Below are 15,140 nucleotides of genomic sequence, written 5' to 3' on the forward strand. Positions count from 1 at the left end.
ATTTAAAAATTATGAATAAAAATAAAAAAGATATTAATTATTTATTTTAATTATTTTAGATTTTTAAGTATTCTTTTGTTTCCCAGTCTGTTACTGAGATTCTGAACCTATCCCATTCAGCTGTTTTTAATTCTAAGAAGTTTTCCAATATATGTTTTCCGAGAGCTTCTTTTAATACTGTGTCGTTTTCTAATTCGTCAAGTGCATCTTTTAAGTTAGCTGGGACTGAATCAATACCGAGCTCTTTCTTCTCAGCTTCACTCATTGCAAAGATATTTCTTTCAACTGGTTCTGGTGCTTCTAATTTCCTTTTAATACCATCTAATCCCGCAGCAAGCATTACTGTGAATGCTAAGTATGGGTTACATGATGGGTCAGGAGCTCTAAATTCAATTCTTGTTCCTTTGCCTCTTGCAGCTGGAACTCTGATGATGGCACTTCTGTTTGAATTTGCCCATGCAATATTTACAGGAGCTTCGTATCCTGGAACAAGTCTTTTGTACGAATTTACTGTTGGGTTTGTAACTGCTACAATTGCCTTAGCGTGTTCTAATATACCTGCAACATAGTTCATACAGGTTGCACTTAACTGATATGGTGCATTTTCATCATAGAAGGAAGCTTCCCCATTTAACCATATACTTTGGTGACAGTGCATACCACTACCATTCATACCAAAGAATGGTTTTGGCATGAAGGTTGCCATAACTCCATATTGTTTAGCAATCATTTTAATTGTTGTTTTAAATGTAATCACACTGTCAGCTGTTTTAAGGGCATCATCAAATTTGAAATCTACCTCATGCTGACCTGGTGCAACTTCGTGATGAGAAGCTTCAACATGGAATCCTAAGTTTTCCAAGGCAAATACAATGTTTCTTCTGATATCTGGTGCCTCATCCAATGGTTCTAAATCAAAGTATGCCCCGCTATCAGCTGGAACCATTTTGTGTGGATTGTGTGGGTCTGGTTTTACTATGAAAAATTCTGGTTCTGGACCTACGAAGTATTCTCCATTCATTTCTTCTTTAAGTTTTCCCATAATTCTTTTTAAGCATCCTCTTGGGTCTCCTTCGAATGGTTTTCCATCTGTTCTATACACATCACAGATAACTCTTGCTACTGATTTTTCAGAAGGTCTCCATGGAAGAACAGATAATGTTGATAAGTCGGGTTTTAATATCATATCTGAGCAATCTATGGAAACAAATCCCTCAATTGATGAACCATCAAAATATAATCCATCTGTTAAAACATCTCTTAATTCATCAATTCCTTTTTCTCCTGATTTTACTGGGTATGCTACATTTTTTGGAACTCCCAATAAATCTACAAATTGGAATCTCAAAAATTTAACATCATTTGCCTGTATATATTCCAATGCCTGTTCAACAGTGGTCATCTATTACACCTCATTTATAGATTATCGGAAATAAATTTCCGATTTTAAATATATATAATTTACGGTTATGTTTTTACCTTTATAAATAATATACTCCTAATAATTATTTACCAATAAAAATAATTAACTATTATAATTGTTATGGCATTTTATAAATAATATTATGCTTATGGTATTTGGTGATATTACTTTTATATTTTGATGATAGTTTAAAAATAATAATATAAAATTACAGTAAAATATATAGTGATAATAATAAAATATGAGTTTTTGGTGATTATTATGATTATAGTGAAAAAAACTAATGAAATAAAAGGAAATATTTATGCCCCTCCTTCAAAATCATACACACATAGGGCTGTAATATGTGCATCTTTATCCGATGGAATTTCAGAGATAAAAAATCCGTTAAATAGTGCTGACTGTCTTTCATCGGTTCATGGTGCAAGAATGCTCGGAGCTCATATAGATACAGATGATAAAAATAAATGGATTGTGGAAGGAAACAATAACAGCCCAAAAACACCTGAAAATATAATCGATATAGGAAACAGTGGAACAACTTTAAGAATATTAACGGGGATTTCATCACAGATAAAAAAGGGATATGCCATACTAACTGGGGATGAATCCATAAGAAAAAGACCTATGCAACCGCTACTCGATGCCTTGAAACAGCTTGGTATTGAAGCTTTTTCATCAAAAATGGATGGAACTGCTCCAATTATTGTTAAAAGTGGTGAGATAAAAAATAATACTGTTAGGATAAGAGGGGATATGAGCTCCCAATTTATTACCTCATTGATGATGACTTTACCATTTGCCAAAGAAGATTCAAAGATAATTTTAACCACTCCCTTAAAATCGGCTCCTTATTTGGATATAACATTGGATGTTCTTAGCAAGTTTGGAATAACTGTTAAACCTTTGGATAACGAAAAAGATAAGGCTGAAAAAGGATTTTTTATTGAAGGTAGCCAAAAATATAAATCCTGCAATTATACTGTGGAAGGGGATTATTCATCGGCATCCTATCTTATAGCCGCAGGAGTTCTTTTAAATTCAGAGCTAACCATAAATAATTTATTTAAGGATTCAAAACAGGGGGATAAAGAAATAATAAATATCGTTAAAAATATGGGAGCTCATATTAAAGTTAAGGACGATAAAGTTATAATAAATGGACCTCATAATTTAAAAGGAGTAAAGGTAGATGTGAAAAATATACCTGATTTGGTTCCCACTATTGCAGTTTTGGGATGTTTTGCAGAAGGTAAAACTACAATATATAATGGAGAGCATGTTAGATTGAAGGAATGCGATAGATTAAGTGCCTGTGCAAAAGAATTGTCAAAGATGGGGGCAAAAATAACAGAAAAACCTGATGGTCTTGTAATTGAAGGGGTTGGAAAATTAAAAGGTGCAGAACTTGAAACATATCATGACCATAGGCTTGTAATGGCTTTTACAATTGCTGGAATGATGGCAGAAGGTGAAACAATAATAAGAGGAGAAGATGCTGTTAAAATATCGTTTCCTAACTTTGTAGATGTTATGAAGTCTATTGGGGCAAATATTACATGTAAATAAAATATTTTTATCTTAAATGACATAATAACATTACATCACCATGTATTATTTTATATTATTATTTTTAATTAACATTAAAGAGTGATAAAATGAAAATAAAAAGTTTTTTAAATTATTTGAATGAAAACAACATAAAAAAGGCGGTAATTTTAAAAAAAGAAAATATAAATTATTTTTTAGAAAGATATCCTCCAACATTTTCGATTTTAGTCTTTGATGTAAAACATGATAGGGCTGTTTTGAAAGTTCCAAAATTGGAATATAGGGGAGCTCTGACATATAAAAATAAATACCTTGATATTGAGTTATTTGAAAAAATTGAAGAGGTATTTAAGGGATGTGATGGTGTTGAGGATTCTCTTCCGTTAAAATTCTTAAAATATCTTGATAATTACAAAATAATATCTGATAAAATAAGAGAAATGAGAAGAATAAAAAACAGTAAAGAAATAGGATTAATCCAAAAGGCAGCTAAAATAAGCGATAAGGCAATTGAACATGCAACAGAACTTATACTAAATACTGATAAACCCATCACTGAATGTGAGCTCGCCGCAGAAATCGAATACATCATGAAAAAGGAAGGCAGTATAAAACCATCATTTGATACCATAGCTGTTTCAGATAAAAAAACGGCATTACCCCACAGTATGCCTTCCAGTAATACTATTAAAAATATACTTTTAATGGATATCGGAGCTGTTTATGAAGGTTATCATTCTGATATTACAAGAACTGTCATTTTAAACCAAGATAAAAGGTATAAAGATATATACAACCTTGTTAATAGTGCAAAAACTGAGGCAGAAGCATATCTTAAAGAGGGAGTTTCAGTAAAGGAGCTCGACTCAATAGCAAGAAAATCTATGGGAAAATATGAAAAATATTTTATTCATTCATTGGGACACGGCGTTGGTGTAGAAATCCACGAAGAACCAGCAGTTTCTTCAAAGGTTAAAGAAGATATTATTTTAAAAGAAGGTATGGTGATTACAATAGAACCAGGTATTTATCTTGATGATTTTGGAGTAAGAATTGAAGATTTATACCTTGTTAAAAGAAATGGATTTAAAAAATTGAGCAATGCAAAAATAATGGAGTATTAACTTTTCAATAATAATATAAATTAACTAAATATATAACTATATAGATATAGCATTAGATATAGTATGGCATAATCATAATATTAATCTATTATAAATTACATAAAGATTATAAAACTAAATTTTTTATTATTTTTTATTTTAAAAGTATCTCTCGACGATAACACCCTATCTTCATCCTTGGCAAAAGCCATGTCTGAGGGCTAACCCACGCCGAGAGCGATATAGGATTTTTGCTGTATCGTGCTCATCCTAAGGGAGAATTCCCTATCACACGACTCGCCCAAAAATCCATTAAAAATTATACCTTCAATTTCGAACCCGCTATCATTGCAAGGTCATCCATGAGCTCCATGTAGGTCGGTTTATTGAAGGCATATTATATTATATTAATTTAGTATATATATGTTATTATTTATTATATTATTTTTTATAATTTTATAATCTTGTAATTAATTTTACATTTGGAAATTTCTATTTAACATTTAACATATATTCAATAGCTTTTTTCGCCTTTTCTATTATTTCATCATCCAATGTAATTTCATATTTTTCTTCAACTAAACATTTTTCAACTTTTTCAAGAGTTATCTGTTTCATAGGTTCGCATATAGCATCCTTTCTAAGTGGTATTAATTTTTTTGTTTTTCCAAGCTTTTCAAGTTCAATTTTTAACCTTGTTATCATGTCGCATTCTGTCCCAATAACAAACTCATCATTATCGGAGCTCAGGACATGTTTAACCATACCACTTGTGCTATAAATATAATCTGCAATATCCTGAACTTCTGGATTACATTCGGGATGCACCAATACCTCAGCGTTGGGGTATTGTTTTTTAATATTTACTACATCATCAACTGTAAATTTTTTATGAACATAACAGTGTCCATCCTCGGGTATGCCTATAATTTTTTTATCTGTTCTTTTTTTCACATAATACCCAAGATTTTGGTCTGGTCCAAATAATATTTCATTTTCTTCAAATGAATTTACAATTTTATCCGCATTTGCCGATGTGCATGTTGCATCTGCAAGAGCTTTTGCTGAAGCAAGAGTATTTACATATATAACAACTTTTGCGTTAGGATGTTGCTTTTTAGCATTTTCTATTATCTCAGGTGGGAGTTGATGTGCCATAGGGCATTCTGTATTTATTATTTCAGGCATCAAAACCTTTTTATCTTTATTAAGTATCTTTGCAGTTTCTGCCATAAAATCTACACCGCAGAACACAATAATATCTGCATCAGTTTCCTTAGCTTTTATACATAATTCCAATGAATCGCCCATAAAATCGGCTATCCTTTGTATTTCTTCTGGCTGGTAATTATGTGCCAATATAATAGCATTTTTCTCTTTTTTTAATGTGTTTATTCTCTCCACAATATTTGTAATATCCATAATATCGCCTATTTATGATTATATATTTAAAATAGTAATAGAGGATTATACTAAAATAATATTAAAATAAAAAATATGTTATATTATTTATCATTATCTTTTTTATTAGTTTTTATTTTTTATTCAAAACCTTTAAACATTCGATTACCATCTTTTTTGATATTTCATCAAGGGTATAGGGTGTTATTGGCTCACCATCCCTTATAAATCTTCCAGTTCCAACAACAATATGCCCCTCTTCTTTGATGTTCATATATTGGACTGGTCCATTAGCATATTTTGCATCGGAAACTTTAACTTTCTCGTCAATTCCAAAAACTCCATTAGTCCCTATGGTTTTTATACTATTTTTTTCACAATATTTTAGTATTCCTTTTCTTATAGGCGCTGTATCCCCACCGGCAATACATACAATGGCAACATCTCCTTTAATAAGGTTAAGATTATTTAGGGTTATATTCTCAGCAACTCCAACAACTCTATCGCTAAAAAACCTCTCTGCAAATTTAACCTTATATTCTCCAACTTCTCCGCCATACTTTCGGTGGATTATATCATTTTTATCAATTTTTGCATTATCGAATACATATATCTTCTGAGCTCCGCCTCTATGAACTTCGAGCAAATCCATTACAACTCTAATTCCCAACCTTCCACATCCAATTACTGAAACTTCTCCCTTAGGTATTAGCTTTTTTTCTAAATCATCTACATTTTCTCTCTGCATTCTCTCAACCTTATGCATCTAAATTTATTCTTATTTTAATCAATGGATATTTTATTTTTCACCAAAATTATACTCAAAAGCCTTTAAAAGACCTACACATCCCGTAATCATCACATCTCCACCGGGATAGGCATATTTTCCATACTTCTTAAATAAACTTCTATTTGGTCCTGCAATTAATATATCCTCAGGATTTATTTTATCGACAACTGCTGCACCATGCCCGTTATCGTTGAATATTTCTTCGTTGATTAAGGTTCCATTTGAAAGTTTATCAACAATATTTTTTAATTTTTCAGGTGTTAATAATTTCGTGTGGTGTTCAAATATTCCTTTTACCTCACCATCTTTAATGGAAACCCCCAAAGTATGTCCGTTTCCAATATCAAGACCCACAAATTCATTTATATTATTTTCAGTGGCATAATTTAGTATTCCACATATAGATGCTATCTTACTGTCCATTACAAATCCTTTGTAGTTATTTTCATTTAATGTTTTTAGTATGCTTTTAAATCTTGAAAATAAAGATAAATTGCAACTATCATTATCTAAAAATAAATATTCATAGGGATTTGTAGTTTTTTGCAATTGTTCCTTAAAATATTTAAATCTTGTAATTCTATCACTTTGCCCCTTAACAAAACCGTGGTCTTGACAGGCAACACACACAAAATCAGGTTTAAATTCTTTACCAAATGCATTAAAAATATTTTTTAGCATGTTAAAATCTAAATCTCTAAATATGATATTTGGATTTTTTATTTCGTCCTTTATAATTATTCCTTTTTTTACAACTTCATCTAAATCGTCTCTAATAGTTTTTGCCGCTCTTTTGGAGATTTCAACCTTAAAACCTTTTTGAATATGATTTTCGATTGCCTTATTTACTGGACCTCCCCCCATTATTTTTCCATCTATTCTTAAATCTTCGTTCATGTTTCTTATATTATTTGCAATCATGCTTGTTGGTGATGGGAGTATTAATTTTATGGCATTTTCTATGTTTTTTCTGTTTTTTTTAGTATTGAAATAGATTATATCCTGAGTGCCCTTCCCAATATCTATGCATAATATGTCCATGATATCGCCTATATTATATATTAATAATTACTAAGTGATTTGTTGATATGTGCCATATTATATTATTAATATTTAATTATTTTAGTTTATATTCTTAAATAACTCCTTTGGTGCTTATAATACCTTTTCTCTCATCAATACGAGTGGCATTATCAAGTGCTATACCAAAAGCCTTAAATAGTGCTTCTATTTTATGATGTTCGTTTTTTCCAATAACTTCAAAATGTATATTCAAGTTTCCATTGTTTGCGATAGATTCAAAAAAATGGATTATATTTTCAGTTGAGAGCTCACCCACCTTATCTCTATGTGGCATATAGTCTCCAACAACATAAGACCTTCCACCCAAATCAATTGAAACCATGGCTCTTGCTTCGTCCATTGGAACAATAGCCCATCCAAATCTTTTTATATTTTTCTTTTCAATTTTGTTAAGTGCCATTCCCATACAAATGCCGATATCCTCAACAGTATGATGGTCGTCCACTTCTAAATCCCCATTAGCATTTAAATACAAATCAAAAGAGCCGTGTTTTGCAAAGGATGATAACACATGGTCAAAAAAAGATATTCCTGTATTTATGTCATATTTTCCAGTGCCATCTATATTTATCTTTAAATTTATATCGGTTTCACCCGTTTTTCTTTTAATTTCAAAAACCCGCAAGATACCACCATTTTTATTATTTTTATTATTATTTTAAACTTTTATTATCTTATTACCATCTTATTATGGTTGTTATTTTTATTATTTTATCTTTTTTATTTATCTCTTTTATTTTAATTTTTTATCTTTATATTTTATTTATTTTTTAATTATTCTTTTATTTTACTTTTTAAGCTGTTTTCCAACGATTTCATCAACTTCTTTTAAAAATTCATCTAAATGAATTTTTGGAACTCTGGCACCAGATGCTACATTATGTCCTCCTCCATTTCCTCCAAATTTATATGCGATTTTCATTGCTTCTGAAAGGTTTAATCCTTCATTTACAAGGTTTTTGTTGCCTCTCGATGATATTTTATAATATTCCCCCTCTTCATAAATACCTAAAACTGGCTTATCCTTCACAAATAATGATGCTATAATACCTACCATGCCTTTTTTTCCAAAGAAGTATTCTATATTATTTAGTGAGTTTATTTGAGTATTTCTTATCTCCTGTATGATTTCCTCCTTATATTCGATGTAAATGTCCTTTGCAATGTTTATACATTCGTCATCCTCAACCGCAGCTCCGATACCAACTGAACCCAATCCTTTTCTACCGCATGCATTTAGGAGCTCCGATAGATAAAATGCATCATCCACTTTATGTTTTATAACATATCTATCTACAATAATGTCCTCTTCCTTTTCTACATACGGCATAAGTGCAATTTTCAATTTTTGCCTATCCTCTTCATTAAGGTTTCTTTTTTCTGGGTCTATATTTAGTTTTTTCAAAAAATTAATGATTTTTTCTTTATTGTTGAGCTCCCTAATATACGGTTGAGTGTTGTATAACATGGACTTCCAAACGGGTAAATCATAGCAATTATAGATTATATCCTTTAAAATACCTGTTAAATACCTATGTTCCCGAGCTTCGTTTATTATATATTTGTTCATTCCAGAGAATGGTTTATGTTGCATATCACCGATAGCCCCAGTAATTGCCAAAGCACTCAAATCATAAAAACCGAATTCTCTTGCAACCAAATAACATACTCCACTTGCAGAAATTTCCTTAGCCCCATTTATGCCAAGAATATGGGCGTTTAATTGATAAATTTCCTTAACTTCCAAATCATTTATTACAGGCGGATGATGGTCTAATATAATAGCATTCAATCCTTGATTTAATATATCATTTATACGGGAGCTCCCCATATCACAAAATATATACAATATATTGTCTTCATTGTTATTGTTGTTATTATCGTTATTATTATATCTATTATTATATTCTTCACCAAGTTTATCCACAAATTCCTTTGATAAATATTCTACGATAGAAAGATGAAACTCCTTATTTAATCTATAAAGCATTTTTATAATCAGAGCTCCGGAGGTTAGTCCATCTGTATCGTGATGTGTAATTACTCTAATCAACCCATTATGATTTTTAATCCTTTCTGTAATCTTCTTTAAAATAGACCTATATCTCTGAATACTTTCCTTGTCCTTAAATATATTTGTTATCATAAAAATCCCATTAATCGTTATTAACTAAATTTTACGCTTATTTACAATATTTCAATTATATCTATTGTTTATAATATGTATAATATAAATATTTGCCATGCAAGGAAATAATTTTTTAAAAATCTTAAAATTTCCTAAGCATTAAAAAAATAGGATAATAATATATAATATAAATATAATAATATAAAAAATTATAAAATTATAAATAAAAATGTAAAAATAGATGATAATATATTTTCATATAACCACAGTATAAACTGTGTAATATCATTCATTAATATATAATATCTCATATAATATGGCAATTAAATAATAATTAAATGAATATTATTGGGCATATAGCATTACTGACAACCAGAATACATAGTTTTTTCTACAACTTGGGAATTTGGCTTTATTTCTTCAAATATCTGTGCTTGGAATGAATATATATTTACATTACGCTTTAACCAAGTATCTGGTGGCATACCTGCTTTTAAACACAAATTTGCTAAATATTGGGCAACATCCCAATTAAATTCAACTGGCACTTGTGGCAATAATAATCCCCTATATGCCCCATATTCTATAATCAGTCCATCCCTACCAATTTCTATTTTTTCTAAATATTCGGTGGGGTCATCCACTTCTATTAATTTTGGAACAGTCAATATGCTAACTTCAATAACAATTTCATCCAGTTCGCTTAGGCTTACAGGGGGAAATCTTGGGTCACTAACTGCTGCACTTATTGAGGCCTCTTTTAATGCTTCAATTAAGGGCATTACAGGTTCAGGTATTCCAATACATCCTCTTAAATTATGTTCAGGATAGGTATGTAAGGATACAAAAACCCCTCTTGGTTCATTAAATTTTTCAGGAAAATCACAGAGTGTCGTATCTTTACCTGTTAAATAATTTTCAATAACTGTTCGTGCAAATTTAACTGCAAAAGTTCCTTCTTCAAGTGTTAATTTCTCCATAATATCCCCTTATATTTTTATAATTTATATAATTATACATTATATTTTTATCTTTTAAATAGTTATTATATTATATATTTATCATATTAAAGTAAAGAATAAAAGATAAAAATAAAAATAAATAATAAAAATAACTGATAAAATTATAATATACAAAATAATATTTTATTCTTACATTTATTAATATGTTATTATTATATGCTGTTTCCATATATCTACATTTTATTATATATAGTATTGGGTGATATTTTTGATTTTACTTGCATTACCAAATAAAGGAAGGATTTCAGAACCTATCAATGAAATTTTAGATAAATCAGGATTAAAAATGACTGTTCAAGGGAGGAGTTTATTTGCTAAAACTGTTGATGAAAATATAAATGTAATGTTTGCCAGAGCTCGCGATATTCCTGAGTTTGTTGCAGATGGTGTAGCAGATGTTGGTATTACAGGATACGATTTAATACTTGAAAGGGGCGTTGAAAATAAAATTGAATTCTTACTCGATTTTGAATTTGGAAAGGCAAATTTAGTAATTGCATCACCTGAAAATTCAAATATAAATTCTATCAACGATATAAAGGATGGAATGAAAATAGCAACGGAATTTCCACACCTTACAGAGAAATATTTAAAAAGCAAAAATCTTAATTTGGAGATTATAGAGCTCAGTGGGGCAACAGAAATTGCACCATTTATTGGTGTTGCAGACCTTATAAGCGATTTAACATCCACAGGAACAACATTGAAATTGAATAGATTAAAACCAATAGAAACAATAGTTTCATCCACTACGAGATTAATAGCAAATAAGAATAGTATAAATGACCCAGAGAAAAAGGTAAAAATAAATCAAATAGTTTCAGGAATAAAAAGCGTTCTTTATGCTCAAACAAAAAGATTAATTATGATGAATGCCCCCAAAAACAAAATAGAAGAGATAAGAAGTATTATACCAGGCATGAGCGGACCTACAATTTCAGAGGTTTTATCAAATAATGGTGTTGTAGCAATACATGCTGTAATTGATGAAAAAGATGTGTTCCATATTGTAGCTAAATTGGAGGAGCTCGGTGCTAAGGACATACTTGTAGTGCCTATTGAAAGAATTTTATAATTTTTCACTTTTTTTAATTTATATTTTAATTTTTTATTATTATTTTATTTTTCATCTACTTATATCTTTTCGATATATTTTAAAATCTCCTCTGGAACATCCACAAAATGCATGATGCCCCTAAATTGTGGCGTAATATTCATCTCCAAAATATATGGTTTGTTGTTTTCGTCAATCAATATATCAACGCCTACAATACCCGCACTTACTTTTTTTACAGATTTTAAAACCATATTTTTAACTTCTGCATCTAAATCAAACCTTTTAATTTCTGCACCAAGGGAATAATTAGCCCTCCAATCGTTCTTTGGAATCCTTTCCATAGCCCCTATAATTTTATCGCCAACAACAAGAGCTCTTATGTCATGTTTATATGGAATATATTTTTGGATGAATATCTCTCTTTTATTGAATTTTAATATCTCAAAAATATTTTTTAATTCATCCATGCTACCTATCCTTAAAACACCATTACCATAACCGCCGTATATTGGCTTTACAACTACTGGAAACTCAAAATTATTATTTTTTAATGTATTTTTTATATTTTCGAAATCGCCCGTATAGGTTAAAAATGATTCTGGCATGAGCTCCTTTAATTTTATATATGTTAAGTATTTATTTTGACAAACTTCTATACATTCCGATGAGTTGATTATTTTTATATTATTTTCATTAGCAATGCTTTCAATATATTTCAATGCATAAATACCTTCTAACAGATAATCCCTCTCCACTCGTGATATGATTAAATCATAATCGTAATTATTATTTTTATTATTTTTTAGTCCAAAAACAACATTTAATGAATCTAAAAAGGATACATCATGGTTATCCTTTAATTTTTCGTAAATCATCATGTTTTCAGGTGTTTTTTTATGACAAAGTATAGCAATTTTAATATTACCACCTACAAGCATTTTACTTTAATACTTTCTAAATCTCCGCCCATTTTGTAGGATAATTTAACATTTAATATTCCATTATCAATTATTGGATTTTTTATTGGAATTATTAAAGGTGGATTTAGCATAGGGGTGCTTCCAGCAATTATTTTTTCGTTTAATTCTGTATAGGTATTTAAACGAATGCCTAAGATAATGTTTTTTAGGTTGGTATTGTTATTGTTAATATTATTGTCTTTTAATCTAAATTTCAAATTATATGATACTTCTTCTTTGTTTATATTGTAAAAATCAACCGTGCTATAACATATTTCCTCCGAGACTGGTTTTGAAATTACCTCCTCATCATAGTAAATATGCCCCATTTTAGCTATAACTACCTGTGCTGTATTATGAGCTCGCTCAGGAATTAGTTTTCCTCCTTCTTTAAGTAGTCCTTTTTTAATAATAGCGTTTAAAACTGGAACTTGCGGTTCTGTTATTAATGCAGTATCGAGCATTTCAGCAATAATCACATCAGCAGGCTCTTTAAAATTATACTCCGAAGCATCAGCCTCTATTAAATTTATATTTTCACATTTATTGATTTTTATATTCTCCTTTGCGTATGCGTATGTGATAGGGTCGAGCTCTACGGCATAAACATTTTTTGTAATTTGAGATGCAATCATTGCCAATATCCCACTACCAGTTCCTAAATCATAAACTACATCATTAGGTTTAACGGTTTTTTTAATAGCTTCCTTAAAAATTGCCACTCTCTCCCTATCAAGAAGCATGCTATAATGCCACTGTGGAACGCTTAATTTAAGTTTCATAACAAACCTCCATATTATACTATCATAGGTAAATTAAAATTATAAATTAGTTAAATTTAAGTTATGTAATAATGAAAAAAATATAATAAAAAATAATAATATAAAATAACCTTATAATCCACTAAAATAATTAAATGGCATAATTAAAATATATTCCTATTTATTTTAAAGTTTATTAGAAAGAGTATTTTATAATAAAGTGATATTTAACCAATAAATAATTAAATAATAAAATAAATAATAATAAGTAATTATCCCTTAACTACACCCATAGGTTTCATCCTACTTACTTTTAAAGATATTCCTGAGTTATGGGCAACATCTGCAACTAATTCAATGTTTTTATATGCCTCTGGACATTCCTCAGCTATTACACCTTTTGAATCAGCCATAACATATATGCCCTTTCTTTCGAGCTCAGCTTTAACACTATTTGAGTCATATAATTTTAGAGCTCCTGCTCTACTGAGAGTTCTTCCAGCACCATGGGCAGTTGAACCAAATGTTTCCTCCATAGCAATATCTGTTCCATGCATTAAATAGGATGCTGTTCCCATATCTCCTGGAATAATTACAGGCTGTCCTATTTTATTATAATCCTCAGGTATGCCATCACAACCTGGTCCAAATGACCTTGTGGCACCCTTCCTATGCACAATCACATTTTTTAACTTACCGTTTATTTTATGTTTTTCTTTCTTAGCTATATTATGTGCTACATCGTATAGGATATTCATTTCAAGGTCTTCCGCTGGTGTTTTAAACACCTCTTCAAAGCTTTCCCTTACCCAGTGCGTTATAAGTTGCCTATTTGTCCATGCATAGTTTGCACCGCAGTTCATAGCTTTGAAGTATCTAATACCCTCCTCAGAAGTTATTGGAGCACATGCCAACTGTCTATCCGGTAAGTGTATATTGTATTTTTTAGAAGCTTTTTCCATATATCTAAGGTAATCTGAACATATTTGATGCCCAAGTCCTCTGGAACCCGTATGAATCATAACTAATACCTGATTTTTTTCAACACCATACACTTTTGCAGCTTCTTCGTCGAATATTTTATCCACATACTGAATTTCTAAAAAGTGGTTTCCACTACCCAATGAACCTAACTGTGGAAGTCCCCTCTTTTTAGCATTATCTGAAACTAATGAAGCATCTGCCTCTTTTACACATCCATTTTCTTCAATATATTTTTTATCCACTTTCCATCCGTAGTTATTATCTATTGCCCAATTTACCCCTTCTTCAAGAACTTCATCTATTTCATTTTTTGTAATTCTTATCTTTCCCTTACTCCCAAGACCTGATGGAACATTTTTAAAAAGTTTATTTACGAGCTCCTTTATTTTAGGTTGAACATCTTCTTTTGTAAGATTGGTTTTTACAAGTCGAATCCCGCAATTAATATCGAAGCCCACACCTCCGGGGCTTATTACTCCTGTTTTTTCGTCAAATGCTGCCACTCCACCTATACAAAAGCCATAGCCGTAATGACAGTCCGGCATTGCTAAGGAATATTTTTGGATGCCTGGCAAACAGGCTACATTAGCTACCTGTTCAAGCACATCGTTTTCCATATTTTCAAAGAGCTCGTCATTTAAATAAACTCTACCTGGAACATTCATGCATTTTTTGTAATCTTTTGGGAGCTCCCATACATTTTCTTTAATCTTCACCATATTTTCTTTCATGGTATCACCGCAATAAATTATTTTTAATATACCTAAATCTTTAATAAAAATAAATTTAAAAAATTAAAATATAGTTAAATAAAAATAATAAAATAACTATAATTAATAATTAAAATACCTAAGAATAATAAATAATAATATAATTAA

Annotated in this window: 13 protein-coding genes; 3 read left to right on the forward strand and 10 right to left on the reverse strand. The window is 30.1% G+C overall.

From position 1 onward, the window contains the following. Positions 1–55: 55 nt before the first annotated feature. Positions 56–1,402 (reverse strand): type I glutamate--ammonia ligase, encoded by a 1,347-nt coding sequence (gene glnA / locus METOK_RS05770; protein ID WP_013867282.1) that lies wholly within the window; start codon positions 1,400–1,402, stop codon positions 56–58. Positions 1,403–1,684: 282 nt separating this feature from the next. Here glnA and aroA point away from each other — a divergent pair, with 282 nt between their 5' ends. Both aroA and METOK_RS05780 read left to right on the forward strand, forming a co-directional pair. Next, positions 1,685–2,992, forward strand: coding sequence for a 3-phosphoshikimate 1-carboxyvinyltransferase (aroA, locus tag METOK_RS05775; RefSeq protein ID WP_013867283.1), 1,308 nt, complete (start codon positions 1,685–1,687; stop codon positions 2,990–2,992). 89 nt (positions 2,993–3,081) lie between these two features. After that, a complete protein-coding gene (locus tag METOK_RS05780) occupies positions 3,082–4,098 on the forward strand; it encodes a M24 family metallopeptidase (protein WP_013867284.1) in 1,017 nt (338 codons plus the stop codon). 471 nt (positions 4,099–4,569) lie between these two features. Here the strand turns inward: METOK_RS05780 and nadA are convergent, their stop codons facing one another. The 6 genes from nadA to METOK_RS05810 all read right to left on the reverse strand — a co-directional run bounded on the left by nadA (position 4,570) and on the right by METOK_RS05810 (position 10,459). Next, positions 4,570–5,499, reverse strand: a complete 930-nt coding sequence (nadA, locus tag METOK_RS05785; protein ID WP_013867285.1) for a quinolinate synthase NadA — start codon at positions 5,497–5,499, stop codon at positions 4,570–4,572. A gap of 112 nt (positions 5,500–5,611) precedes the next feature. Then, positions 5,612–6,226 (reverse strand): ThiF family adenylyltransferase, encoded by a 615-nt coding sequence (locus tag METOK_RS05790; protein WP_048057912.1) that lies wholly within the window; start codon positions 6,224–6,226, stop codon positions 5,612–5,614. A gap of 51 nt (positions 6,227–6,277) precedes the next feature. Then, positions 6,278–7,309, reverse strand: a complete 1,032-nt coding sequence (locus tag METOK_RS05795) for a DUF1786 domain-containing protein (RefSeq protein ID WP_013867287.1) — start codon at positions 7,307–7,309, stop codon at positions 6,278–6,280. 94 nt (positions 7,310–7,403) lie between these two features. Next, a complete protein-coding gene (gene hisB / locus METOK_RS05800; protein ID WP_013867288.1) occupies positions 7,404–7,976 on the reverse strand; it encodes an imidazoleglycerol-phosphate dehydratase HisB in 573 nt (190 codons plus the stop codon). 162 nt (positions 7,977–8,138) lie between these two features. After that, complete coding sequence (locus tag METOK_RS05805) at positions 8,139–9,497, reverse strand: DHH family phosphoesterase (protein ID WP_013867289.1); 1,359 nt, start codon at positions 9,495–9,497, stop codon at positions 8,139–8,141. Between the two features lie 344 nt (positions 9,498–9,841). Then, entirely contained in the window at positions 9,842–10,459 is a 618-nt protein-coding gene (locus tag METOK_RS05810) for a TIGR00296 family protein (RefSeq protein WP_013867290.1), read from the reverse strand. A 250-nt stretch (positions 10,460–10,709) separates the two neighbouring features. Between METOK_RS05810 and hisG the strand changes: the two genes are divergently transcribed. Continuing rightward, positions 10,710–11,576: an ATP phosphoribosyltransferase gene (hisG, locus tag METOK_RS05815; RefSeq protein ID WP_048057913.1), complete on the forward strand. Its 867-nt coding sequence runs from the start codon at positions 10,710–10,712 to the stop codon at positions 11,574–11,576. A gap of 59 nt (positions 11,577–11,635) precedes the next feature. Here the strand turns inward: hisG and METOK_RS05820 are convergent, their stop codons facing one another. The 3 genes from METOK_RS05820 to METOK_RS05830 form a co-directional block, all read right to left on the reverse strand. Beyond that, positions 11,636–12,496 (reverse strand): ATP-grasp domain-containing protein, encoded by an 861-nt coding sequence (locus tag METOK_RS05820; RefSeq protein ID WP_013867292.1) that lies wholly within the window; start codon positions 12,494–12,496, stop codon positions 11,636–11,638. Further along, positions 12,487–13,299, reverse strand: a complete 813-nt coding sequence (locus METOK_RS05825) for a 50S ribosomal protein L11 methyltransferase (RefSeq protein ID WP_013867293.1) — start codon at positions 13,297–13,299, stop codon at positions 12,487–12,489. Before METOK_RS05825 ends, METOK_RS05820 begins: the two co-directional genes overlap by 10 nt. Positions 13,300–13,550: 251 nt before the next feature. After that, a complete protein-coding gene (locus tag METOK_RS05830; protein ID WP_013867294.1) occupies positions 13,551–14,993 on the reverse strand; it encodes an RtcB family protein in 1,443 nt (480 codons plus the stop codon). Positions 14,994–15,140 lie beyond the last annotated feature (147 nt).

It is taken from the genome of Methanothermococcus okinawensis IH1 (genome assembly GCF_000179575.2).
GTDB lineage: Archaea > AGJL01 > Methanococci > Methanococcales > Methanococcaceae > Methanofervidicoccus > Methanofervidicoccus okinawensis.

Coding starts and splice junctions, on each gene's coding strand:
- glnA (WP_013867282.1), bottom strand. CDS start 1,402: ATGACCACTGTTGAACAGGCATTGGAATATATACAGGCAAATGATGTT.
- aroA (WP_013867283.1), top strand. CDS start 1,685: ATGATTATAGTGAAAAAAACTAATGAAATAAAAGGAAATATTTATGCC.
- METOK_RS05780 (WP_013867284.1), top strand. CDS start 3,082: ATGAAAATAAAAAGTTTTTTAAATTATTTGAATGAAAACAACATAAAA.
- nadA (WP_013867285.1), bottom strand. CDS start 5,499: ATGGATATTACAAATATTGTGGAGAGAATAAACACATTAAAAAAAGAG.
- METOK_RS05790 (WP_048057912.1), bottom strand. CDS start 6,226: ATGCAGAGAGAAAATGTAGATGATTTAGAAAAAAAGCTAATACCTAAG.
- METOK_RS05795 (WP_013867287.1), bottom strand. CDS start 7,309: ATGGACATATTATGCATAGATATTGGGAAGGGCACTCAGGATATAATC.
- METOK_RS05805 (WP_013867289.1), bottom strand. CDS start 9,497: ATGATAACAAATATATTTAAGGACAAGGAAAGTATTCAGAGATATAGG.
- METOK_RS05810 (WP_013867290.1), bottom strand. CDS start 10,459: ATGGAGAAATTAACACTTGAAGAAGGAACTTTTGCAGTTAAATTTGCA.
- METOK_RS05820 (WP_013867292.1), bottom strand. CDS start 12,496: ATGCTTGTAGGTGGTAATATTAAAATTGCTATACTTTGTCATAAAAAA.
- METOK_RS05825 (WP_013867293.1), bottom strand. CDS start 13,299: ATGAAACTTAAATTAAGCGTTCCACAGTGGCATTATAGCATGCTTCTT.
- METOK_RS05830 (WP_013867294.1), bottom strand. CDS start 14,993: ATGAAAGAAAATATGGTGAAGATTAAAGAAAATGTATGGGAGCTCCCA.